The organism is Pseudomonas sp. efr-133-TYG-103a, assembly GCF_030209235.1.
GTDB lineage: Bacteria > Pseudomonadota > Gammaproteobacteria > Pseudomonadales > Pseudomonadaceae > Aquipseudomonas.
This window is the reverse complement of the sequence record NZ_JARVSK010000016.1, coordinates 138,589-161,211: the sequence shown is the minus strand read 5'-3', so window position 1 is coordinate 161,211 and position 22,623 is coordinate 138,589. Positions and strand designations below refer to the sequence as shown.

Genomic DNA, 22,623 nt, shown 5'->3' with positions numbered 1-22,623 from the left:
TGAATCCTCAAATCTACAAAGAGGGATATCGAGATATCTCGATATGTTAGGGTAAAAAAACTTACAACTCTTTCCCTATGACCTCGCCAAGCGCACTGATCGTGGCTTCATTGCGCTTGTAGTAAGTCCACTGACCGATCCGCCTGACCTCGACCAGCCCCACGCGCTGCAGGGTGGCAAGGTAGCCGGAGACCGTTGACTGAGACAGTCCGATGCCTTCCTGAATACTGCTGACACACACGCCCACCGTGTGAACGTCACCCTCATCTTGCGGGGGGAAGTTCTTCACAGGGTCCTTCAAACCTTTCAGGATTTGAAGGCGTGTGGGATTCGAGAGGGCTTTGAATATTTCGATCAGTTCCATGCCGCGATCGTATCGAGATTTATCGATATGTCAATACGTAACCTTCATCCAGGCGAGACGTCGCGATCAGCGGCACGCGCAACGCACCGATCACTTGGCGAGCGCCTGCAGCAACACTTCGAGCATGCGCGGCCGGTCCGTATGGGCGAGCGTCACCAGCACGATTTCGCGGTCGTAGCCGTCGCCGACGGGTGTGATGGTGAAGTCCTTGGCGAGCTGCTCAAGTCCCGACCACATGGGCATCAGGCTGGCGCCGATGCCGTTGGCGACAAGGGCCGCAATCGCTTCAAGGCCGTCCAGGCTGAACAGCGGCGTCACCGCCAGACCGTTATCGTCCAGATAGCGTTTGGCATGCAGCCCGCCCCAGGAAGTGGGTTCGTAGCAGACGTACGGAAAGCTCTGCAGGGCCTCGGAAATGCTCATCCCTGGCGGGGCTTTGGAGGCCAGCACCAGCTTTTCGACGTGCAGCGGCGCCAGGCGAAACATTTTCGGGAGGTCAAAGGGCGGCGCCACGATCACGGCGGCGTCCAGTTCGCCATTTTGCAGCGCCATGTACAAAGAGCGCGATGTCCCGGGCAAGATCGACGTCTTGATGCCGGGGGCAAGACGGCTCAACTCCAGCAATGCCCGGGGCAAAAGCCCGGCCAGCGTGGTGGAGATGGCACCGATGCGCAGTGATCCAGTCAACCCGCTCGCGTCGGCATCGCCGGCAAGCAACGCGACCTGCCCGACGATATGGCGCACCCGTGGCAACAGGGCAACGCAGGCTTCGGTGGCTTTCACGGAATGCCCGACGCGGGACAACAGCGCAAAACCCAGCGTACGCTCCAGTACCTGCATCCGTTGACTGACAGCCGCGGCTGTCACGCCTTCTGTACGGGCGGCATCGACGATCGACCCGCAGTCCACGACAGCTAAAAGACTTTTCAGGTAACGCGTGTCCATAAGAAATACTTTTTTTTGAAACAATAAAAACATGCTAGCTCGAATGCCGGCAAACCTACAGTCTATGCAAGCATTGTTGTGGTCAGGTTTTTCCGAGGAGTCATCAATGACACTGACGCTGGTTCATCATTCGCCCTGTTCTCCTGCGTTGTATGGCGCGATGGCTGCCACCGTCGCCTGTGCGCAGGATGCCGTGTTGATGCATCTGCCGATCGCGTTCGACTCCACTCAAGGCGCTGACCGCGTACAAATGGTGGCGAGCAGCGGCTCGCTGGTTCCTAGCGGATTGCTCTGGTACGAACGGCTGACCGACCGCCAGATCGACGCGGCCAGCGATCCCGAGGCGATCATTGCCCGGGCCGGCGAGTGCGACGTGATCATCCCCTGGGATGACGCACACCAGTTGAGTGCAACGCTGGAGACCCTGGTCGAGCAAGCCGAGGCCGCCGGGGTTTCGGTCTGTCATCTGACGGTCCGAGACGATCACGATTCATGGTATCTGCAGGATCAGCACGGCCGCCCTACCGCTCACGGTCGCTGGAGCCGGGACGCGTTCGGACGCTGGATGAAGGTCGATTCGCAGCTGTCGACAGCGTCGGACCTGGCGCTGTTGCGCGTGGCGCTTGTCGGCGCCGAAGCGGATCAGAAGGACGTGTATCCGGCGACCCTCGCCGCACTGGCCGATGCCGCCGACGCCTGCGGCCTCGAGATGCAGGTCCGCTTTGTCGATCCGCAGTCGCTGGACGTAAAGGCGCTGGCTGACGTGGACGGCATCGTCCTGCCCGGCGGCTCGGACATGAACAACGTGCCAGGGCAAATCCGCGCGGCCCGCCAGGGCCTGCTATCGGGCACACCCGTGCTCGGGCTGTGCCTGGGCATGCAGTCGATGACGACCGCCCTGGCCCAGAGTCTTCCGGGACTCGAACAGGCCAACATGGCCGAGGCCGCGCCGGACGCGCCCATCAAGAGCTTCGTGCCGATGGCCGGTTTGCCGGGCCTCGAGGAACATCGCCTCGGCGATCGTCGCCTGAGCTTCAAGGTGGCAGCCACTGAGCAGCGCTTTCAAAGCCATCCGGTGATCCGCTGCAACCACCGTTTTTTCCTCAATCCCGACCTCGTCGCACCCCTCGAAACAGCAGGCATGATCATCACGGCGACCGACGCCACCGGACAGGTCGTCGACGCCATGGCCTGGCCGCACCACGTCTTCTATCAAGGCATGCAAGGCCACCCCGAGCAGTGCTCCACCGCCGGCAAGCCGCACCCGCTGATCGAAGACTTCATGCGCGCAGCCATGACGTCGAGTGCTCCGCCATCCGTCGTTGAGGACGAGGCCACCCGGTAGATTGCGACACACCTATAACAACATGGAACACATCTTGCTCCATTTGATTGACGCCCCTCTGGGCTGCGCCTCCCCTGCTTGATGCACCTAAAACCAACAACCTAATGCACCACTTCAGTGCGGTACGCCCTCTGAAGACTCACTACGACCTTAGACTTGTTTGCACTACTTGCTACAAATAGTGCAATGAATTTGAACCTTGGAGACACCTATGACCAGAACACTTTCCACCCACCTGCGCGCCCTCGCAGTACTGTCCTCGCTCCTGGTCGCTCCTTTCGTCAGCGCTGCGACCGGCGCAACGGCTCCGGTGATCTCAGCCGGTGAATTGACCTACGGCACGGCGGCCACCTTCGCGCCTTTCGAGTTCCAGTCCAACGGCAAACTGACCGGGTTCGACATCGACCTCATCGAGGCTTTGGGCAAGAAGCTGGCATTGACGCCCAAGGCCATGAACATGGAGTTCCAGGGCCTGATCCCGGCGCTTCAGGGCAAGCGCGTCGACCTGATCAACTCGGCGATGTACATGAACGAGGCTCGCGCGACTCAGGTCGATTTCGTCCCTTACCTGCGCATCGGCAATCAGGTGGTGGTCACCCTGGACAACCCGGCCAAGATCACCGGCCGCGACAACTCGCTGTGCGGCAAGACCGTGGCGGTCACCCTGGGCGGCATCGAAGAAACCTATGCCCGCGAAGATGACAAACGCTGCACGAGCGCCGGGCTTGCGGCGATCAAAGTGCAGACCTTGCCGACCGCACAGGCTTCGGCCCTGAGCCTGCGTCAGGGCCGCGCCGATGCAACGTTCGATTCGACGCCGGGCGTCGTCCAGATGCTGCGCGAAGTGCCGGGCGTCTACAAAACCGTAGGCCCTGAATTCGAATCCCAGACTCAGATCGGGATGGCCGTCGCCAAAGGCAATACGGCCATGAGCGATGCCTTGCAAGGCGCACTCAAGGAAATCGTCGCCGACGGTACCTACAAGCAAATCATCGAAAAATGGAAGTTCCCTGCAAGCGTTTCGCTGTTCGACTGAAGCCCATTTCCAGAAGCCCGGGCGGCGTGTTGATTCGGCGCCCGGCACCGCTCACTGAGGAGGCATCATGTCGTTCGACCTAGTCCTGCAATACCTGATTTCCCCGGCGTTCTTCCATGGCGCCGTCACCACCTTGTTGATCACCTTGTACTCGCTGGTCTTCGGTGTGGCTGTCGGCGTGATCATCGCCCTGCTCCAGGACAGCAACACGCGAGTCGGCCGTACCGTCGCGCTGGTTTACTTGTGGCTGTTTCGCGGTACACCGGTGCTGTTTCAGATCATCTTCATCTACAACGTCCTGCCGACATTCGGCATACGCCTGACAGCGATGGTCAGCGCAGTGCTGGCCCTGTCGCTCAACGAAGGCGCGTACATGGCCGAAATCATTCGCTCCGGCATGCAGGCTGTGAAAAAGGGCCAGCGCACGGCCGCTCTGGCCCTGGGCATGAAGCCTTTCGCCGTGCTGCGCCATGTGGTGATTCCGCAAGCCACGCGCATGATCCTGCCTCCCATCGGCAACCAGATGGTCGGCATGCTCAAGCTCAGCGCGCTGGTGTCGGTGGTCGCCGTCGAAGAACTGATGCTGGTCGCCAATCAGACCGCCAGTTCCAACTTCCGCTACTTCGAGGCGCTGACAGCTGCCGGTATCTACTACCTGGTGCTGACCACGCTGTTCATGGGCGTACAAGCCCTGATCGAACGCCGCCTGGACCCGAAACAGCGCCGCAAAGGCCCGCGCGTCGGCCTGACCGAGCGCATGCTGGGCTCGTCACGCGGCGCCACCGTTCGCTAGGAGAACACGATCATGCAGAAAACCAGCTCCCCTCCGGTCAACGGCAAACCGCTGCTTGAACTGATCGGCATCGACAAACATTTCGGCCCTTTTCAGGTGCTCAAGAATTGCTCGCTGAATGTCCATTCCGGCGAAACGGTGGTCATCATCGGCCCTTCCGGATCGGGCAAATCCACCTTGCTGCGATGCGTCAACCAGCTGGAACCGGCGGATGCCGGCGACCTGTTTTTCGAAGGCCGGCGCATCGATTACGACCGTCGCCAGGTGCACTTGCTGCGCCGCGACATCGGCATGGTGTTCCAGAACTTCGAACTGTTTTCCCATCTGTCCGTGGTCGAAAACATCATGCTCGCGCCGATGAATGTACTGGGCATGAGCCGCGCCGACGCCCACGACATCGCCCTGGAGCTGCTGGGCAAAGTGCGCATTCCCGAGAAAGCCGATGCCTATCCCGACGAGATTTCCGGCGGACAGCAACAGCGGGTGGCCATCGCCCGCTCTCTGGCGATGAAGCCCAAAGTGATGCTCTACGACGAGCCGACCTCCGCGCTGGACCCGGAGATGATCCGCGAGGTCGTCGACGTGATGGCCGACCTGTCCAGCGAGGGCATGACCAGCCTGGTGGTGACGCACGAAATGGGCTTCGCCCGACGCGCAGCCGATCGCATCGTGTTCATGGAAAAAGGCGAAATCATCGAAAACGCCAGCAATGCCGACTTCTTCGGCGGCACGGTCAATCCGCGTACCCGCCACTTTCTTGATCAGATCCTGCACTGAGACCCTGCCATGAACGAACAACCTGATTTCGCCCGCATGAAGCGCGACCTGGCCGCCCTCGTCGCAATCAACACTGAAAACCCGCCTGGTCATGAACTGGAAGCGGCGCAACACCTCAAGGTCCTGCTGGAAGCTGAAGGATTCGACCTGTCGCTGTCGGAATACAAGCCTGGCCGCGTCAACGTGATCGCGACGTACGCCAATGGCCCCGGCCCGACGTTCGCGTTCAACACCCACATCGACACTGTGCCCGCCGGCGAAGGCTGGAAGACTGACCCCTTCGTGCTGCACGAAGCCGACGGCAAGCTGTATGGCCGTGGCAGCTGCGATGCCAAAGGTCCGATGGTGGCGATGATCGAAGCCACGCGCATGCTGATTGCCTGCCGTGAACGCTGGTCCGGAACGCTGATGGCGGTCTTTACCGCCGACGAGGAAATCGCCAGCGAAGGTGCCAAGCACTACGTCGCTCATCAACCGCCGCACATCGACTTCGCCGTGATCGGCGAGCCGACCTCCAACGCCGCATTCACCGCCCACAAAGGCAGCTTGCGCCCCTTGGTGCGCGTGCATGGCGTGACCGCGCACTCCGGCACGCCGCATCTGGGCGAGAACGCGATCTACCGCGCCGGCCAGCTGTTGGGACTGATCGAGGAACATCACGAGCATTCGGTTAAGTGCCACTGTCACGCGCTGGTGGGTGAAGCGAGTCTTACGGTCACCCGCATCAACGGTGGGCATGCCGACAACGTGCTGCCGGGCGCCTGCGACCTGTTGCTGGATCGGCGCATGGTGCCGGGCGAAGACGAAAACGAGGTCAAGGCCGAGATCGATCAACTGCTGGCCCTGGCCAATGAGCGCTTCGGCGTGCGCGCCGAGGTGCTCGAGTACAAAGCCACCACCGGCGGCGCCACGGAAACCGCGGAGTCGGAACCCATCGTCCAGGCCAGCCTTGCCGCCTGTCGCGAACACAACAGCGGCAACGCCGGTCCGTTCGGTTTCCAGGGCGGTTGCGATCTGGTGCATTTCCGCAGCCTGGGCACCACCGGCACGGTCATCGGACCCGGCACCCTTGCGGTCGCCCACAAGCCGGATGAGTTCGTGCCCATCGATGAATTCATCGCCTCAAGCCTGATCTACCGGGATATCGCCCTGCAGATGCTGGCGAAGAAAAACGCATGATCCTCACAGGCTCATTGCGCCGCGCCGATCTGCATTACGGCAATGGCGTGCAGTTGCACACGGCATCCTCCGGCAGTGTCGGCGAGTTGCAATCGCTGTATCTGTGCCTGGACGACGGTCAGCATCAAGGCGTCGGCGAGGTCCGGATCAACATCGCCTATCTCAACGGGTATAACCCGGATCAGGTGATCGCCCAAGCCCTGCAGGCGATCGACGGGCTGAACCTGGAAGAGGACCCGGCGCAGATGCTGGCGCGGGTCTCGACAGGCGCCGCGAACCTGAGCATGCCGGTGCGCACCCTGATCGACTGTGCGCTGCACGACCTTCTGGCGCGCCGTGCGCGATTGCCGCTGGCGCAATGGCTGGGTGCTGCGGCAGCAGACATCCGTTACGCCAGCAACCAGACCTTGTTCTGGTCGCCCATGGACGTCTTCCTCGCGCAGGCTCAAGCCTATGTCGACCGCGGCTTCCGCGACCTGAAAGTGCGCATCGCCGTCAGCACCTTTGAGGACGATCTGCTGCGTCTGCGGGCGCTGCGCGAATGCTTCGGCACCCGCATCAAGATTGCCGTGGATGCCAACGGTCAATGGACCCACGAGGCCGCGGCGAAGAACCTGGAGGCCTTGTCCGCTTTCGATCTGGCGTATGTGGAACAGCCCATCGCCGCTGGCGACTGGCAGGCGATCGAGGAACTGGCGCGGCACAGCCCGGTGCCGTTGATGATCGACGAAGGTCTGGCCGGCCGTGCCGACGTCGATCGCCTCTGCGCACTGGGCGGCAAGCTCTGGGCGCACCTCAAGCTGGTCAAGGTCGGCGGCATTGCGCCGTGTCTCGCGGCTGCGCGGCAGCTGGCAAGCGCGGGCGTGCCCTGCATGATCGGACAAATGAACGAAGGCGCCGCGGCCACGGCGGCCGCCCTGCACGTCGCGTGCGCCAGCAACCCGCGCTTCGCGGAGCTGTACGGCGCCGACGGCCTGAGCGACGACCCCGTCGGCCCACTGCTGTACGCCAACGGCACCGTGCAGGTGCCGGCAGGACATGGACTGGGGATCACCCTGGATCCTGGAAAAACTCAATTGATTCGGAGTTTCTGATGAACCCAACGCCTCCAACCAACGTCCGTCAAGGCAGCGAGTCCGCCTTCCCGGCGGCCGAATACGACGAGCGCATCCGTCGCGCCCGGACCAATCTGGCCAACGCCGGCATCGACGTGATGATCGTCACCGGCCCGGAAAACATTTTCTACCTGACCGGTCAGCAAACCCCGGGTTACTACACCTTCCAGGCGCTGGTGCTGCCGGTGGACGGCGAACCGATGTTCGTCATCCGCCAGCTGGAGTATTTCAACTTCATTGCCAACACGTTCATCAGCGACGCGTCGGTGTACCTCGACGGCGACGATCCAGTGAGCTTTCTGGTCGCGGCCATCGAACGCAAGGGCTGGAGCAATCGCCGTATTGCCATCGACAAACGCGGCTGGTTCCTGCCGATTGCGGTGTACGAAGCGCTGCAGGGTAAACTCGGCGCCATTCACGACGCCGCCGGCGTGGTCGAGAAGTTGCGCGCGGTGAAGTCTGCCGCCGAGGTCGAAAAGCTCGAGTTCGCCGCCCGTTATGTCGATGCCGGCATGCGCGCAGGCATGAACGCAGTACGCGAAGGCGCCAGTGAAAACGATCTGGTTGCCGCCATGCTTCAAGCCTCGATTGCCGCGGGTTCCGAGTACATGGGCATGGAGCCGCTGGTGTCGAGCGGACCTCGCACCGGGGTGCCCCACGGCACCTGGCGCCGTCGTGTGCTGCAGGCCGGCGAACCGGCATTTCTTGAAATGGCCGCCAGCCACGATCGCTATCACGCCGCGCTGATGCGGTGCGCCTGGCTCGGCAAGCCGCCGGCCATCGCCGCCGAAATGGAAAAGGTCTGTCAGGAAGCGTTGCAGGCCGCGCTGGATGCACTGCGTCCCGGCGAGCCCTGCGAGGCGTCGCACATCGCCTGCCAGGCGGTGATCGACCGTGCAGGCTTTACTGATGCGTTCAAGAAACGCACGGGCTACTCGGTGGGTATTTCGTTCGCGCCAGACTGGGGCGAAGGCTCGATTCTGAGCCTGTACAGCGGTGTGAAAACCGAGCTGCAGCCGGGCATGAGTTTCCACATTCCCCCTGCCCTGCGCATCTACGGCGAGTTCACCGTGGGCGTCAGCGAAACCGTGGTCATCACTGAAACCGGGTACCGCGTGCTGGGCACCCTGGAGCGTCCGTTGTTGCAGATCTGAACGCCACGCTGAACCAAACGCATCCCACGGCGGCACGCCAATGCCGCCGTGGGATTTTTTACTTGAGTTGCGCGCAGACCTGCTCCAGCCGCTGGCAGGCGTCGGCCAGCACATCGTCATTCACCGCGTAGGCGATGCGCAGATAACCCGGTGCACCAAAGGCCGAGCCATGCACCGTCCCGACCTTGGCAGCGTCCAGCAGATAACTGGCGAACGCAAAATCATCGGTGATCAGCTTGCCGTCCGGCGTCGTCCTGCCGTACATGCCCTGGCAGTTCACGAACAGATAGAACGCGCCTTCTGGAATCGCACACGCCAGCCCGTCGATTCGGCCCACGCTGGCCAGCACCCGGTCACGGCGCGCCGCCAGACGGCTGATCCACTCATCGATGAAACCGGTGCCGCCGTCCAGCGCAGCCACTGCCGCCGCCTGAGAAATCGAACTGGCGTTGGAGGTGCTTTGCGATTGCAACACTTGCAGCGCGTCGATCAGCCACTTCGGTCCGCCCGCGTAGCCGATGCGCCAGCCGGTCATCGAGAACGCCTTGGACAGCCCGTTGACCGTCAGGGTGCGCGGCAACAGCAGCGGTTCGACCTGGGCCGGGGTGAAAAACGGCTGACCGAAGCGCGTGTGTTCGTAAATGTCGTCGGCCAGCACCAGCACGTGCTCGTGGCGCAACAGGACGTCGGTCAGGCTGCGGATTTCCGCCTCGCTGTAGACCGCGCCTGTCGGGTTGTTCGGCGAGTTGAGCAACACCCAGCGAGTGCGGGGCGTGATCGCGGCTTCGAGCGCCTGCGGCTGCAACTTCCAGCCATCGACCTCATGGCACTGGACGATCGTGCATTGGCCCTCGGCCAGCGAAACCATGTCCGGATAAGACACCCAATACGGCGCAGGAACGATCACCTCATCGCCCGGGTTCAGCGTAGCCATCAGTGCGTTGAAGATCAGTTGCTTGGCACCGGCGCCGGCAATGACTTCTCCGGGCGCGTAGGTAAGGCCATTCTCACGGGCGAACTTGTCGATGATCGCCTGTTTGAGGCGCGCCGTGCCGGGCACAGCGGTGTATTTGGTCTCCCCCGCTTTGATCGCCTGAATGCCTGCCTCGGCGATGTGCGACGGGGTGGGAAAATCGAGTTCGCCTTCGCCCAGGTTGATCACTGAGTGACCAGCGGCAGTCAGCGCGCGAACCTTGTCGGATATTTCTGCGGTGGGTGATGGGCGCACGCGGCCCATACGATGAGCCAAAAGCGGTTTGATCATGTCTGCACTCTCATTAATTGCACCAGTTGACACATATAAATCAACTGGTGACACAGGAAAACCGGCTGCACCACGGTGCAGGGGAAAATCAGGTGGGGAACGTCAGATGCTGCGGATCAGGCCGCCGTCGACACGCAGGGAAGTGCCGGTGATATAGCCAGCGCGGCCGCTGGCGAGAAACGCCACGGCATCGGCAAATTCTGCAGGTTGCCCATAACGGCCCATGGGAATGGTGGCACGTGAAGCCTTGGCGATGGCGTCTGCGGTCGATCCGCTGCGCTTGGCCGCTGCCTCGTCCAGTTCGCCGACACGGTCAGTGGCAATGCGTCCCGGAATGACCGAGTTCACCGTGACGCCATCGGCGGCAACCTCGGCTGCCAGGGTTTTCGCCCAACCGATGATGCTGGCGCGCAAGGCGTTGGAGACACCCAGGTTGGGGATGGGCTGAACCACGCCCGAGGACACCAGATTGATGACGCGGCCCCAGCCACGCTCGCGCATGCCTGGCAACACGCGGGCGGTGATTTCGAACAGTGCGGTGACCATGCTGTCGAACGCCGCGTGCCATTGCGCGGTGTCCACGCCAGCGACCGCGCCAGGTGCTGGCCCGCCGCCGTTGTTGATCAGGATGTCGTAGCCGCGACCATCGGCCAGCAGGCTGTCGAGGGCGGACCGGCGTTGCGCCGGATCGGCGAGGTCCAATTGCAGAAAATCGGCTTCGGCGCCGCCTTCGACCAGTGCGCCCACCGCCTGAACGAGCGCGTCGCGGTTGCGGCCGCACAGCGTCACGATGGCGCCTTCAGCGGCCATACATTGGCCGATGGCCAGGCCCAGACCACGACTTGCACCCAACACCAGTGCACGTTTACCTCGCAAACCTAAATCCATGAAAACCTCGTTTTACGTGAAGGCCGGCGCCAGACGGCGCTAACCGGGAACAGAAAGATCGACTGTCTTGCGCGGGGCGCGGGGTTTGGCCGGCGTCTTGGCCGGCGTTTTGCCCGCCGGTTTCTTGCCCGGCAGCGCGGCGCTGTCGGCATGAGTCAAATGTTTGCGCATCAGCTCGCTGGCCTCCGCATAGCGCCCGGTGGCAACGGCATCGATGATCGCCAGGTGTTCGGCGCACCAGTCGCGCACCCGGCGACGGTTGGCGTAGCCGGCGAATTCGAGCAGCTTGCGCAGGCGGTTCTGCTGCTGAATCGCCTGAATCACAAAGGTGTTGCCGCCGAATTCGGCGAACATTTCGTGAAACTGCGCATCGGTTTCAAACAGCTGGGCATTGCTCACCGCCGAGGAGTCCGAATGACTGGCCAGGTAAAGGTGCTGAAGGCGCGAGCGTTCCAGCGCGGCGGCATTGGGCCGGAATTCCGGCTGCAGAAAGTTCGCCGGCTCAACCATCAGGCGGAACTGATAACCGCTGCGCAATGCAGCGTCGTCCAGCGTCGGCAGGAAGCTCCAGCCATGCCCCTTGTTGCGAATCAGCAGGCCGTCTTCGGCCATGCGCGTCAAGGTTTTCATCAGCGTGACGCGATCCACGTCGTAGCGGCGGGCAATTTCTGTCTGCGTCAGGGAATTGGGGATCGCCCCGCTGAGCCGGTCATTGACCAGACGTTCGAACAGCGAGTCCTCCACGCTGGAGCCCACGGCCAGCTCGACGCGCTGCAGGGCGTCGAAGGCTTTGAGCAGGAAGAACCCCTGATTGCGCCGGGTCTCCACGATGCCCTCGGCGACCAGCAGATTCAGGGCGTTTCGGGTAGGCGTGCGGGACACGCCCAGCAGATCGGCAATCTGTTGTTCGCGCAGGTGATGGCCAGGCTCGAAGCGCGCCTTGCGCACAAAATCAAGAATCTGGTTAGCCAGCCGGCGGCTGTTCTGACCCTTTGACGAAGCCATGGAAAGTGAACCCCGAGACGATAAAAGTGCGCACATCTTACCAAGGACGCCCATCCGTTAGCTCATGAGCATCAGCCATGCGGAGCGCTTTGCCCGAAGAAATTTTATTGTACATATGATTACAAATAATACAATATCAGCCCGCCTTCTACGAAAATCCCCTCAGGAACTCAAGCATGCAAAGCCTTCAAGAGTGTCGCGAACGCCTCCACGGCATCTTCAACATCACCGTCACGCCGTTCACGGCCACCGGCGAATTCGACTACGCCGCGATGGCCGAGAACATCGAACGGGTCATCGCGCTGGGTTATGACGGCTTGCTGATTGGCGGGACGTACGGCGAATTCCCGGTCATGAGCACCACCGAGCGTGCCGACATGTTCCGCAAGGTCATGGACATCGTCGGTGACCGAGTGCCGGTCATGCTCTGCACGGCCGGTTCAGACAGCCGGGTGGTGCGGGAACTGACGCAACTGGCCGGCGACCTGGGTGGTCTGCCGATGGTCACGCCGCCGTACGTCTCGGAAATCACCGACGCTCAGATCGTCGCGTTCTTCAAGGAAATGGCGCCGCTGTCGAAAACCGGCATCCTCATCTACAACGCGCCAGGCATCGGCATCACGCTTTCGGTCTCAGTGATCGAACAACTGGCCGCCATCGAAGGCGTCGTCGGTCTGAAACAGGGTGATCTGACGCCGACCGTGATCGATCGCATCGCCAACAAACTGGGCGGCAAAGTGCGCCTGTTCTGCGCGTCCGACCTGGTATTCAGCGGTCCGATGATGGCGGGCTTCGACGGCATCAGTTCCACCAACAGCGGCGCACTGCCGGAGCTCATTCTGGCCACGTTCCGGGCGATCCAGAACGGCGACGCCAAGCGGGCGATCGAATTGCATCGCCTCTGGTTCCCGTTGCGCGAACTGGCACGCAAGCACGGTCAGCCGCAAACCACCAAAGCGATCATGAACCTGCGTGGATTCAAAGGCGGCTCGGTTCGCCACCCCTTGCTGGACCTTCAAGGTGAAGCACTGGAGGAAGTGGCAGCGGCGTTGCGCGCCCTGGCCCAGGACCCGCGCTCCTCAGTGGTTCTGCCCGCCTGATGTGATTCGCCCTCGGGGCGGTCGATGCCGTGGGCATCGTCCGCCCGGGCAGCAGAGGGTACTGCAGCAGCACGTCGATGTGGGCACGCCCGCCCGGCTGTCTAGGCTGGAAGGGGCCAACCGCCTGGCTTGCGGCGCCTTCCCCCTTCCCTTCCTGACCATTTTCAGGCGTGCGTCGTCTGCACGACGGGTCATCAGAACTCGAATTGTGCAGAGAACGCCACGGTCCTGGGATCGCCTAGGTAACTGGTGTTGAGCCAGTATTTCTTGTCCGTCAGGTTACTCACGTTCAACCGCAGGGTCAGGGCTTCATCGCCCAGCGGCAGGCGGTAGCGGGCACCTGCATCGAAGGTGGTAAAGGCTGGCAGCGTGTAGTCATTGGCTTCGTCGGCGTATTGCTTGCCGGTATAGAACGCGCCGCCGGTCACGGCAAAGCCTGGCGCGGAGGCCACGTCGTATTCGGCATAGACCTTGGCCAGTTGTTTGGCCACGTTGATCGGCGAGTTGCCATCGTTGGCGGGCGTTGCGCCTTTCTTCACTTCCGGATCGAGCAGCGTGAAGCCGCTGACGAGTGTCAGCTGCGGGGTCACCTTGCCCGTCACGCTGAACTCCATGCCATTGTTTTCCTGGCGGCCATCCTGAACGAAGACCCGGGCACTGTTGGTGTAGGTGTTGGGCTTGTCGATATTGAACAGCGCCAGGGTCACCAGCGTTTCGCCGATGCTGGCCTTGGCCCCGATCTCGTACTGCTCGCTGATTTGCGGCGCCAGCGCGGTTCCGGCATTGACGGCCCTGGCCGGTGCCACCCCGCTGCTCTGCAGACCTTCGATGTAGGTGACGTAGGTCGTCAGCCAGGGGACCGGTTTGTAGATCAGCGACACGCTGGGAGAGGTCAGGCTTTTGTCATAACGGGTCTTGCGCGGCGTCGCGGAATAGACGAAGTCATTGTTGTAACTGGTGATGCGGGTGTGGGTCGCCCCGAGGATCGTCGACCACTGCTCGTTGAAGGTGATGATGTCGCCGATCAACACGTTCTGCGTGTCGCTGGTACTGGAGATGTGTCGAGCGCCGTGACCGACCGAATAATCCGGCTTGCTCACTTGCGGCTGGTCGTCCAGCGGCACGGCGCTACCGATCACCGAGCTGTATTGCTGATCCGGGATGTGGTCCTCGTACATCAACGTACGCGCCGTATTGCCCTGATAGCCCAGCGTCACCTTGTGGTCCAGCGGGCCGGTCACGAACTGCGAGTCCAGGAACAGATAGCCTGAATATTCCTGAGTCTGAAGGGGTGCGAACGCGTACAGCGGTTGGGTGTACTGACCGGGCGCATCGACCTGCGGGCCGGTGTAGGTGTACTCCTGAGTGTATTGCTGAGCCGCGAATGCCCCACGCAGACTGAACGTGTCGTTCAGGCGCCAGTTGGCCCGCACGCCGGCCTTGTCGGTCTCGTTGTCGGAGAACGCCCACTTCTGGCTGTAGAGCTTGTCGGCATCCAGTGAAGAGGCGCGTGGACGATAGGCCTCATCGGCGAAGTACCAATAGCTGGTCAGGCCCCGGGTGCGGTTTTCCTTATGGGACGCGTCGAACTGCACCTGCAGATCGTCACTGATGTTCCAGTCCAGTGCCAGGCTGATCATCTGCCGACGGCGCTTTTGCAAGTCGATTGCAGTCTCGCCATCCTGCGTCAACACGTTGAGCCGGTAGGCGAATTTGCCTTGCGTGTCGATCGGGCCGCCGAAGTCGCCGTGCAAATAGTAGTTTTCGCCCCCTGCATTGCCCAGCGTGACGCTGTTGTAGCGCTGGTAAGTCGGGCGTTTGAGCACATAGTTCGCCAAGCCGCCGGGGGAAGCCGGGCCGTACAGAAACCCGGTCAGGCCTGTCACCACTTCCAGCTGTTCAGTGTCTTCGATGAAGTTGCCGCCATCGGCCAGCGTGCTGAAACGCAGCCCGTCGTTGGCTATGTTGAGGCTGGACGAGCCGCCGAAACCGCGAATGGTGATAGCACTGGCGTAGCCGGCACTCTTGGGCGAATACAGCTGGGCAAAAGGGTTGTGTTTGAACACATCGTCGGTCGAGGTCGCCTGCAGGTTCTTGAGCAGCGCCTGAGAAGTCACGCTCATGGAATAAGGCGTGTCCTGCAGCTTCATGCCACCCAGCGCACCCACGTTGTTGACGTGTTCGCTCACATAACCCGCAGCCTCAGAACCATCGGCACCGGGACGGCTGCCGTTGATATCGACGTCCGACAGCGTGACCACACCGCTGTCCTGAGTGGGCACTCTGACCAGTCCGTAAACGCCGTCCCCAAGCTGCACCGCCGCAAGGCCGGAACCTGCGAGCAGAACCGCGAGCCCTTTCTGTGTGTCGTAGTCACCCTCCAGTCCCGGCGAATTCAGGCCCTGCGCCAGTTCCGGGGCGAATTGCACGGTGATTTTTGCCTGCGCGCTGAAGCGGGTGATCGCCTGGGCCAGCGTCGCGGGCTGGACGCTGTAATGCCGGATCGCTTCGTCTGCCAGGGCAGGCGACGGCTGAGTGGCCAGCGCAAAAGTCAGCAATGACATTGCAAGGGTGTTGCACGTGGTCGCGCGCGGGATGCTGGGATGTTTCATGGAGCGAATGTCCTTGGGTGATTACAGATTCACTACCAAGGACGAGCGCCTTGAAAAAACGGGCCAAAAAAAATCATGCTTTGCTGACCGTCACCCAATAACGGGTTCGATAACTCACGGTCACGGGCAAGGTGTCTGGCAAGGCCGCGAGAATGGCGTCGCTGTTGTCGAGCTGGAAGCCACCGCTGATACGCAGCGCCGATGCGCTGTCGTCACAGTGCAACCGGCCAGGGCGATAACGCCCCAGCTCGGCGAGAAAGTCGCCCAGCCGCAGGTTTTCGGCCACCAATTGGCCTTCGGTCCAGCGCGTAGCCACTTCGCTGGCCGGACGCACAGGACCGAACGCCGCGGCGCTGAACTGCAGTTGTTCGCCGGTTTCGATAACCTGAGGCGCGGCGTGGCTCGGGGTCGCCCGCACCCGGCCTTGCAACACCGCCAATTGCGTAACGCCCTCAAGCTGGCGCACGCTGAAACGCGTCCCCAACGGCTCCAGCACGCCCTGTTCGCTGGCCACTCGCAAGGGCCGTCGCGCCGGGTCTTGGCCGGTGCTGATGAAAATCTCTCCACGCACCAGACGGATCAGGCGCTGACCGGCATCGAATTGAACGTCGATTGCACTGTCGGTGTTCAGGTTTACCACGCTGCCGTCGGCCAGGGTGATCTGCTGGCGTTCGCCCGTGGCGGTGCGGTAGTCGGCCATCCAGCCCTGACCGGCGCCAAATCGGTAGCCCAGAAAGGCGGCGGGCGACATCACGCCCAGCACCAGCAAGGTCTTCAAGGCCTGACGCCGCTCGCGGTTGAGTGTGCCCTTGGCCATCGAAGGAGGAAGGCCTTTGAGCTGTTGTTGCACGTGCTGCGCGCGCTGCCAGGCGCGTTCATGCTCGGGGTCGGCGGCCCGCCAGCGCGTCCAGGCCTGATGCTGCGCAGCGCTCAGCGGTTGGTCATGCATCAGCACCAACCACTGGGCGGCCTGACGCGCAACGTCACGACTGATCGATGCCGGCGCCGACATCACTGCTCGATTTCCCAGAGGATGCAGGCCTCGAACGCAGTCGCCATATGACGTTTCACCGAGCGCTCGCCGATGCCCAACTGACGGGCGATCTGCAGGTAGGTCAAGCCATCCAGCTGCGCGAGCAGGAACACTGTCCGTACCACAGGCTTCAAGCGATCGAGCAATGCATCGAGCTGGTACAGGGTTTCGCGCAATTCCCACTGTTCTTCTGGAGAGAGTGAAAAGGTTTCTGGCACGGTGGCGAGCATGTCCAGGTACGCCCGCTCCAGCGAATGCCGGCGGAAGTAATCGCAGATCAGCCGCTGGCCCACCGTCGCCAGATAGGCTCGCGGACTGTCCAGGCTCAGCCTTTCGCCGGTTTTACGTTGCGAACTGAGGATGCGAAGGAAGGTGTCCTGCGCCAGGTCTGCCGCCTGACTGGTGCAACCCAGACGGCGATAAATCCAGCCTTTCAGCCAGCTATTGTGCTCTGCATAGAGAAGCCCCAGACGATCCTCGCTCACTATCCGCCTCCCGAAAGAAGGCCGGATCATAGTTGCTAATGATTCTCATATCAACGCACTTGTCAGGCCGACATTCTCAGCATGTCTCTGAAGGAGCTGGACAAGTAGTCCTTCACTTCGAAGAAATTCCGGCTGTGGGGCCGCGCCGAGTCCCAGACCAGTCCCACGTCCATCGACGGCACGGGATCGGCCAACTGACGCCGCACGATGCGATGACCGTCCAGTGACCAGGGACGGTAAACCAGGTCAGACAGAATCGTCACGCCCTGCCCCGACGCCACCAGACTGCGCACCGCCTCGATCGAAGAACTGCGAAACCCGACATCCGGCCTCAGGTGGTATTCGCGCCAGTATTTATCGACAGTGGACACGTGTTCATCCATGTCCAGCAGGATGTAACGATACGTGGCCACGTCTGCCAGACCGACCCGATCGGCCACCATCAGTGGGTGCTCAGGCGGGGCCCAGAGTTGCCGGGGAGAACGGATCAACGGCTGGCATTGCAGGGACTCATTGGCCGGCAGGTTCGAGGCCAGCAACAGGGCCATTTCCAGCGTGCCCTGGCGAACGCCCGCCTCGACCTCGCTGCGCTCAAGCTCCACGAAGGTCGGCACCAGCCCGGGAAACTTCTTTTCAAGCGCCTTCATGACGGGCGACAGCACGTACGCCGAGATCGTCTCGGTCACGCCGATCCTGATCGGGCCGGTGGCTTGCGAGGGCCGTAGCGCAACGGAGTCCATCGCTTCGCGCATGACGACTTCGACTTGCTGGGCGTGCCGCAGAAAACGATCCCCTGCCTCGGTCAGTCGAACGCCCGCCGCGTGGCGAGTGAACAACGTCGCGCCCACGGTGGTTTCCAGCGTTTTCAGAGAGGCGGTCATCGACGACTGGGTGACGTGACAGCGCTGGGCAGCCCTGGACACTTGCCCGGTGTCGGCAATCGCAATGAAGTGCTGCAGTTGTTTCAACGTCGGGAGCATCGATTTTCTCAATATCGCAATACACATTCATTGAATTTTCAATGTGATCAGCCGGAGTAATACCATCTCCCTTAGAGATTTTCCAAGGGCAGGTCGGCAATGAACGTGACTCAACGGCAAGACAAGGCGGGCTATTGCACCCTTTGCCGCTCTCGCTGCGGAACGATCAACACCGTCGAGAACGACCGGCTGATCGAAGTTCGCCCTGACGTCGAGCACCCCACGGGCAAGGCGATGTGTCTCAAGGGCAAAGCGGCGCCCGAGTTGTTGCACAGCGCCGATCGGCAGTTGTTTCCCATGCGCCGCACCCAGCCGAAGAACCACCCGGATCCTGGCTGGGAAGTGATTTCCTGGGAACAGGCATTGAGCGAAGTTGCCGAGCGCCTCGAGCAGGCGCGGCGCGAACGGGGCGCCGAGTCTGTGGCCTTTGCCGTGACCACCCCCAGCGGCACGCCCTTGAGCGACAGCATCGACTGGATCGAGCGCTTCATCCGGTTGTACGGCAGCCCGAACACCTGCTATGCCACCGAGATCTGCAACTGGCACAAAGACCATGCTCACGCGTTCACCTTCGGCTGCGGCATGCCCACGGCCGATTACCGCCGCGCAGAAGTAATCCTGCTCTGGGGCCACAACCCCACCAATACCTGGTTGGCCCAGGCCGAAGCCATCGGCGCGGGTGTGGCTGCCGGGGCGCGGATGATCGTCGTGGACCCGCGCAAGACTGCATTGGCCGGCCAGGCGGACAGTTGGCTTAGGGTCTGCCCGGGGACTGATCTGGCGTTGGCGATGGGCGTGGCGAACCTGCTGATCGCCAATGACACGTTCGATCAGGCCTTCGTTCGTCAATGGAGCAACGCGCCGCTGCTGGTCCGTGCCGACAACGGCCACTTCCTGCGTTGTGCGGACATCGGCATCACCGGTGACCAGGACTACGTGGTGTGGGACACCGTTCACAATGCCCCTAAAGCCTCCTCGCCCATGACCGCGACTTCGCTTGAGCAGGCCGCAGTGCGCGGAACGTTCAGTCTGAATGTGCAGGACGCCGACACGCCGCTGGAATGCTCCCCGGTGTTCGAGTTGTACGCCCGTGAGTGCGTGCTGTACACGCCGCAGCGGGTAGAGGCCCTGACCCACGTGCCTGTGGCGCAACTTGAGCAGGCCGCGGCCTTGATCGGATCGTCCTCGCGCGTCGCGTTCCATGCCTGGTCTGGCGTGGGTCAGCAGGACAATGCATCGCAGACCGACCGGGCCATCGCGTGCCTGTACGCCCTGACCGGCAGCTTCGACCGCGACGGCGGCAACCGGATCTATCAGAAGCCGCCCTACAACCCGGTGATGTCGTTCGATTTGCTGGCTCCCGAGCAACGCGCCAAGGCGTTGGGTCTCGGCGAGCGACCGCTGGGGCCGCCTTCTCAGGGCTGGGTCACGGCGCGGGACGTGTACCAGGCCATCGTCCACGAAAAGCCCTACGCCATCCGCACACTGGTGGCGTTCGGCACGAACCTCCTGCTCTCCCAGCCCGATGTTCACTTGGGCGCGCAGGCGCTGCAGAAGCTCGATTTTTATGTGCACTGCGACCTGTTCGAATCGCCCAGCGCGCGCTATGCCGACATCTTTCTGCCAGTGAACACGCCGTGGGAGCGCGAAGGCCTGCGCATCGGTTTCGAGATTTCCGCCGAGGCGGATCGGCGGGTTCAACTGCGCCAGCGCATGGTGTCGCCCCGCGGCGATTCGCGCTCGGACAGCGACATCGTGTTCGACCTCGCAACCCGCCTGGGCATGGCCGGGGATTTCTTCGGCGGCTCACTGGAAGCAGGCTGGAACCACATGCTTGAGCCGCTGGGCCTGACCGTCGAGCAACTGCGCCGCGAGCCTCGCGGCGTGTCCATCGAGACCCCCGATGTGCAGCGCAAATACGCTGCAAAGCCACGGCACCGAGCGTTCAACACGCCGACCGGGCTGGTCGAGCTGTACTCCGAAAAACTGCTCCGTCATGGTTACAGTCCCCTGCCCCGCGCGTCCGCCCACGATCCACGCAAAGAAGCCATGCATCGCGCCTTTCCGCTGGTCCTGACCTCGGCCAAGAACGGCTACTTCTGCCACAGCCAGCACCGCAGTCTGGCGTCATTGCGGCGCAAGGCGCTTTACCCGGTGCTGGAAATATCCGCCGAGCTGGCCAGGCAAGAACACATCGACACCGGCGACACCCTGGTGGTGACGACAGACAGCGGCCAGGCGAAATTCTGCGCGAGCATCGTCGACGGCTTGCACCCCTCGGTTGTGGTCGGCGAGTACGGCTGGTGGCAACGGTGTGAAGCCCTGGGGCAGAACGAGCTGCCGGTACTGGGCTCCCACAGCAGCAACTTCAACAGCCTGGTCAGCGACGCCGCCTTTGATCCCATCAGCGGTTCTTCGCCTCTGCGCGCATACCGTTGCACCGTGCAGCGGGACACGCTCAATGATGCTGCGCACGGCCGTTGGGAGGGGTTGCGCCCGTTCACCGTCACAGCGCTCACACCGGAGGCCGCGGACGTCACCACCGTCAGCTTCGAAGCCAGCGACGGCGGCACGGTGCCGGATTTTGAACCCGGCCAGCACATCACCCTCGAACTGAACACCCCCGATGAGCCCACCTTGCGTTCCTACTCGTTGACCGGCCGTGCTCACCTGCAAGGGCGCCGTGGTTATCAGGTTTCAGTGCGCCGGGCAGTGGCGACCGACAGCCAGGGCATGGCCACGCTCGGGCTGGGCTCAGGTTTCATTCACGATCAACTGAAGGTCGGCGACCGACTCATGGCTCACCCGCCATCGGGGCATTTCATCCTGCCGATGCACAGTCGCCGACCGTTGGTGCTGGTCGCCTCAGGCATCGGCATCACCCCTTTCCTGAACCTGCTGGAATCGTTGCAAGACCAGCCGCAGACGTCGAATATTCTGCTGCTTTACGGCAATCGCAACGGCGAATACCACGCCTTCAAACAGCGGCTCAGGGCGTTGGCGCAGACGCTGCCCAACGTGAAAATCGTCAATTTCTACAGCCTTCCCGCCGCGTCAGACCGCCAGGGCGAAGACTACGACGTGGCTGCGCGGGTCAGCGCCGGGCACATACCCAAGGCGTGGCTGCGTCAGCGCCCCTTGGTCTACCTGTGCGGGTCGGACGCGATGATGGCTGAAGTCGGTGCTGCGTTGCTCGAACGCGGGGTGCCGCGCTTCGACATCCAGCAGGAAGCCTTCAAATCGCCGGTCAAGCCGGTCATCACGCCCGGCCAGTCCCACGAGGTGACGTTCAGCCGATCAGGCATCATCGCGAGGTGGTCATCCGATGAAGGTTCGCTGCTCACCTTCGCCGAAAAGCTGGGCGTGCGCCTGCCCAGCGGTTGCCGCGTAGGCCAGTGCGAAAGTTGCGCCGTCACCGTGCAGCACGGCCAGGTCATGCACCTGCACGGACAGGAACCGGACACCCCATCGACATGCCTGGCCTGCCAGGCCATCCCGTCCAGCGCCCTGACGCTGGATGCTTGATATGTGTGAAATCCCAGGTGAACCATGCTGATCATTGATGCTGAAAAAACACGCGCGCTGCTGCCGTTCGACCGCCTCATTCCCGCCCTGAAAGAGGCCTTCCGCGAAGAGGTGCACGTGCCGCTGCGCCATAACCACGCCATTCACCCTGAGTCATCGGCGCCCGGTTGCATGCTGTTGATGCCTGCCTGGAACAACCAGGGCTTTCTGGGCATCAAGACCGTGACCATTTTTGCGCAGAACGCCGCCGCAGGCTTGCCCGGGTTGCATTCCACGTACATGTTGCACAGCGCAACGACCGGCGCGCCACTGGCGTTGATCGATGGCAACGAAATCACCTCCAGACGCACCGCGGCAGCCTCGGCTCTGGCGGCCACCTACCTGAGCAGAAGCGATTGTTCTTCACTGCTGGTCGTCGGCGCAGGCCGGGTGGCAAGTTTGTTGCCTTATGCCTATCGCACGGTTCGCCCGATCCAGCAGGTGGCGGTGTGGGACATCAACCCGGCGCAGGCCGCGCGGCTGGTCGATCAACTGCAGCAAGATGGTTTCCAGGCCCGGGCGGTCGATGACCTGGCCGCTGCCTGCGAGCAGGCCGACATCGTGACCTGCGCGACGTTGTCGACAGCGCCGCTCATCGAGCGCCGATGGTTGAAACCCGGCACTCATCTGGACCTGATCGGTGGCTTCACCCCCCAGATGCGCGAGAGCGATGACGGCTGTTTCGATGGCACCGAGGTGTTCATCGATACCGACGAAGCGCCCATGAAAGCGGGTGATCTGCTCAGCCCGCTGCAAAGCGGCGTGCTGCGTAAGGAAGACATCCGCGCTGATCTGGCGAGCCTGTGCAAGGAACGCAGCCCGGGCCGCATCGACGATCAGCACATCACGGTTTTCAAAGCAGTCGGCACGGCCCTGGAGGACCTGGCGGCTGCTCAACTGGTTTACGTTCAACGCTCACAATAATCAGAAATCTGCGCGTCATTTTCCCTTGCTGCCTTCCGCCCCGAACCTTCAGGAAGACAT

Annotated in this window: 19 protein-coding genes; 10 read left to right on the top strand and 9 right to left on the bottom strand. The window is 62.3% G+C overall.

The genetic code is table 11. The features are described from left to right. Window positions 1–61 precede the first annotated feature (61 nt). Together QRN36_RS14565 and QRN36_RS14560 are read right to left on the bottom strand one after the other, a co-directional pair. Window positions 62–364 (bottom strand): helix-turn-helix transcriptional regulator, encoded by a 303-nt coding sequence (locus QRN36_RS14565; RefSeq protein WP_285424679.1) that lies wholly within the window; start codon window positions 362–364, stop codon window positions 62–64. Window positions 365–454: 90 nt separating this feature from the next. Beyond that, window positions 455–1,309 (bottom strand): LysR family transcriptional regulator, encoded by an 855-nt coding sequence (locus tag QRN36_RS14560; protein ID WP_285424678.1) that lies wholly within the window; start codon window positions 1,307–1,309, stop codon window positions 455–457. Window positions 1,310–1,415: 106 nt separating this feature from the next. Between QRN36_RS14560 and QRN36_RS14555 the strand changes: the two genes are divergently transcribed. From QRN36_RS14555 to QRN36_RS14525, 7 genes are all read left to right on the top strand, one after another. Continuing rightward, entirely contained in the window at window positions 1,416–2,654 is a 1,239-nt protein-coding gene (locus QRN36_RS14555) for a hypothetical protein (protein ID WP_285424677.1), read from the top strand. A gap of 211 nt (window positions 2,655–2,865) precedes the next feature. Further along, the gene (locus QRN36_RS14550; RefSeq protein WP_093458177.1) at window positions 2,866–3,690 is read left to right on the top strand and encodes an ABC transporter substrate-binding protein; all 825 of its coding nucleotides are present in this window, start codon (window positions 2,866–2,868) and stop codon (window positions 3,688–3,690) included. A gap of 67 nt (window positions 3,691–3,757) precedes the next feature. Next, a complete protein-coding gene (locus QRN36_RS14545; RefSeq protein ID WP_285424676.1) occupies window positions 3,758–4,483 on the top strand; it encodes an amino acid ABC transporter permease in 726 nt (241 codons plus the stop codon). A 12-nt stretch (window positions 4,484–4,495) separates the two neighbouring features. Next, window positions 4,496–5,260, top strand: coding sequence for an amino acid ABC transporter ATP-binding protein (locus QRN36_RS14540; RefSeq protein ID WP_093458175.1), 765 nt, complete (start codon window positions 4,496–4,498; stop codon window positions 5,258–5,260). Between the two features lie 9 nt (window positions 5,261–5,269). After that, a complete protein-coding gene (locus QRN36_RS14535; RefSeq protein ID WP_285424675.1) occupies window positions 5,270–6,439 on the top strand; it encodes a M20 family metallopeptidase in 1,170 nt (389 codons plus the stop codon). Next, window positions 6,436–7,533: a mandelate racemase/muconate lactonizing enzyme family protein gene (locus QRN36_RS14530; protein WP_285424674.1), complete on the top strand. Its 1,098-nt coding sequence runs from the start codon at window positions 6,436–6,438 to the stop codon at window positions 7,531–7,533. The genes QRN36_RS14535 and QRN36_RS14530 overlap by 4 nt, the downstream gene beginning before the upstream one ends. Beyond that, window positions 7,533–8,708 (top strand): Xaa-Pro peptidase family protein, encoded by a 1,176-nt coding sequence (locus QRN36_RS14525; RefSeq protein ID WP_093458172.1) that lies wholly within the window; start codon window positions 7,533–7,535, stop codon window positions 8,706–8,708. Before QRN36_RS14530 ends, QRN36_RS14525 begins: the two co-directional genes overlap by 1 nt. A gap of 58 nt (window positions 8,709–8,766) precedes the next feature. Here QRN36_RS14525 and QRN36_RS14520 read toward each other — a convergent pair whose 3' ends face one another. The 3 genes from QRN36_RS14520 to QRN36_RS14510 all read right to left on the bottom strand — a co-directional run bounded on the left by QRN36_RS14520 (window position 8,767) and on the right by QRN36_RS14510 (window position 11,865). Next, a complete protein-coding gene (locus QRN36_RS14520) occupies window positions 8,767–9,972 on the bottom strand; it encodes a pyridoxal phosphate-dependent aminotransferase (RefSeq protein WP_285424673.1) in 1,206 nt (401 codons plus the stop codon). Window positions 9,973–10,074: 102 nt separating this feature from the next. Further along, window positions 10,075–10,860 (bottom strand): SDR family oxidoreductase, encoded by a 786-nt coding sequence (locus QRN36_RS14515; RefSeq protein ID WP_285424672.1) that lies wholly within the window; start codon window positions 10,858–10,860, stop codon window positions 10,075–10,077. A gap of 39 nt (window positions 10,861–10,899) precedes the next feature. Continuing rightward, a complete protein-coding gene (locus QRN36_RS14510) occupies window positions 10,900–11,865 on the bottom strand; it encodes a GntR family transcriptional regulator (protein WP_285424671.1) in 966 nt (321 codons plus the stop codon). Between the two features lie 176 nt (window positions 11,866–12,041). On the opposite strand from QRN36_RS14510, the gene QRN36_RS14505 reads away from it, so the two are divergent. Beyond that, window positions 12,042–12,965 carry a dihydrodipicolinate synthase family protein gene (locus QRN36_RS14505; RefSeq protein ID WP_285424670.1) on the top strand — a complete coding sequence of 308 codons (924 nt, stop codon included), beginning with the start codon at window positions 12,042–12,044 and terminating at the stop codon, window positions 12,963–12,965. Window positions 12,966–13,159: 194 nt separating this feature from the next. Here the strand turns inward: QRN36_RS14505 and QRN36_RS14500 are convergent, their stop codons facing one another. From QRN36_RS14500 to QRN36_RS14485, 4 genes are all read right to left on the bottom strand, one after another. Then, window positions 13,160–15,577, bottom strand: a complete 2,418-nt coding sequence (locus tag QRN36_RS14500) for a TonB-dependent receptor (RefSeq protein ID WP_285424669.1) — start codon at window positions 15,575–15,577, stop codon at window positions 13,160–13,162. A gap of 73 nt (window positions 15,578–15,650) precedes the next feature. After that, window positions 15,651–16,589, bottom strand: a complete 939-nt coding sequence (locus QRN36_RS14495; RefSeq protein WP_285424668.1) for a FecR domain-containing protein — start codon at window positions 16,587–16,589, stop codon at window positions 15,651–15,653. Further along, window positions 16,589–17,125 carry a sigma-70 family RNA polymerase sigma factor gene (locus tag QRN36_RS14490; RefSeq protein ID WP_373568750.1) on the bottom strand — a complete coding sequence of 179 codons (537 nt, stop codon included), beginning with the start codon at window positions 17,123–17,125 and terminating at the stop codon, window positions 16,589–16,591. The genes QRN36_RS14495 and QRN36_RS14490 overlap by 1 nt, the downstream gene beginning before the upstream one ends. Before the next feature lie 32 nt (window positions 17,126–17,157). Beyond that, window positions 17,158–18,075, bottom strand: coding sequence for a LysR family transcriptional regulator (locus tag QRN36_RS14485; protein WP_285424666.1), 918 nt, complete (start codon window positions 18,073–18,075; stop codon window positions 17,158–17,160). Between the two features lie 99 nt (window positions 18,076–18,174). Between QRN36_RS14485 and QRN36_RS14480 the strand changes: the two genes are divergently transcribed. Then, the gene (locus tag QRN36_RS14480; protein ID WP_285424665.1) at window positions 18,175–21,600 is read left to right on the top strand and encodes a molybdopterin-dependent oxidoreductase; all 3,426 of its coding nucleotides are present in this window, start codon (window positions 18,175–18,177) and stop codon (window positions 21,598–21,600) included. 24 nt (window positions 21,601–21,624) lie between these two features. Further along, window positions 21,625–22,563 carry an ornithine cyclodeaminase family protein gene (locus QRN36_RS14475; RefSeq protein WP_285424664.1) on the top strand — a complete coding sequence of 313 codons (939 nt, stop codon included), beginning with the start codon at window positions 21,625–21,627 and terminating at the stop codon, window positions 22,561–22,563. Window positions 22,564–22,623 lie beyond the last annotated feature (60 nt).